Genomic DNA, 1,576 nt, shown 5'->3' with positions numbered 1-1,576 from the left:
AGTACTTTCTGCGCTTCCGTGTCAACTAAGATCTCCTCCGGTCTGCCCCTATTCTAGTAGGGGCCCCTGTCCGGAAGAAACGAGGCACCTCACTGCCCACTGCTGGTCCACGTCGGCGTGCGAGATGAAGAAGTCACGCCCGTCCGTCCGGCCCCTGCGGCCGCGATCGTCCCGGCTCATCTAGTGAGTCGACCACGATGCCGGCAGCACGGAAACTGGTTATGGGACATCCGCCTGCGGCCAGCCCCGCGTGCCCCTGCCGTCATCATCGTCCCTGTCGGTGCCCCGCCATACGAACTCCCTGTCCCGAGGGACGACGCCGTCCGCCCCGTCCCCTCGTGTCTTTCACCCGAGCTTGCCGCGGTCTGATCCTCTAGCCTGCCTAGTTCTAGTGCCGTAGCCGGCAAGGTTTGCCCCGAGTTGTGAGCGGCGCGCCGGCCCGGATCCCCGGCCGGCGCGGCCGCCGGCTTGATGATCGGGAGTTTGGCGGAACGGGTGCGGGTCCGGGAGATCGATCCGGACGAGGGACAGAAGCTGCTGCGGATCGTCAGACGGTCCTCAGGGTCGGTGGTGACCTGGCGGCGGGCGCAGATGATCCTGCTCTCAGCGCAGGGCATGCCCCCGACGAAGATCGCGGAGGTGACGTTCACGTCCGAGGACCGGGTCCGGGATGTGATCCACAACTTCAACGGCGACGGATTCGACTCGCTGTACCCGAAGTACGCCGGTGGCCGGCCGAGGAAGTTCTCCCTGCCGGAACGCCGGGAGATCAAGAAGATCGCGAAGTCGCGGCCGTCGGAGCACCAGCTGGCGTTCTCGACCTGGAGCCTGTCGAAACTGGCGGAGTTCCTGGTCGCCGAGGGGGTGGTCGACGACATCAGCCACGAGGGCCCGCGCACGCTGCTCCGCGAGGAAGGCGTCACCTTTCAACGCCTGAAGACCTGGAAGACCAGCACGGACCCGGAGTACGAACCGAAGAAGGCCCGCGTCGAGCACCTCTACGCGATCGCCGACGGACAGGTCACCCCGGACCATGGCGAGCCGACGGTGGTGTTCTGCATGGACGAGTTCGGCCCGCTCAACCTCCAGCCCCGCCCCGGACGGATGTGGGCCGGTGTCGGTGGCAAGCAGACCGACCCGAAACGCGGGCCACGGCGGCGGATGCGGGCGACCTACCGGCGCACCCAAGGAGTGCGGCACCTGCTCGCCGCCTACGACCTGAACCGCGACCGGCTCTACGGACACGTCAAGGCGGTGAAGGGCCGGACCCGGTTCCTGGCGTTCTGCCGCTACCTGCGCTCGCTCTACCCCTCCGACATCCGGATCGCGATCATCTGCGACAACTTCTCTCCGCACCTGTCCACCAAGACCGACAGCCGGGTCGGGAACTGGGCGGCCGGGGCCAACGTCGAGATCGCCTACACCCCGACCTACTCCAGCTGGTTGAACCGGATCGAGGCCCAGTTCACCGCCCGGCGCTATGAGGTGCCTCGTTTCTTCCGGACAGGGGCCCCTACTAGAATAGGGGCAGACCGGAGGAGATCTTAGTTGACACGGAAGCGCAGAAAGTACTCGC

At 66.5% G+C, this 1,576-nt stretch carries 1 pseudogene; it reads left to right on the top strand.

What is annotated here, in order from left to right:
• Positions 1 to 483: 483 nt before the first annotated feature.
• A pseudogene (locus B207_RS32735) lies at positions 484 to 1,482 on the top strand (IS630 family transposase); the annotation flags it as partial.
• Positions 1,483 to 1,576 lie beyond the last annotated feature (94 nt).

This window comes from Parafrankia elaeagni (assembly GCF_000374165.1).
Lineage (GTDB): Bacteria > Actinomycetota > Actinomycetes > Frankiales > Frankiaceae > Parafrankia > Parafrankia elaeagni.
The sequence above is the reverse complement of the archived record's forward strand: the minus strand, read 5'-3'. Positions and strand labels throughout refer to the sequence as shown.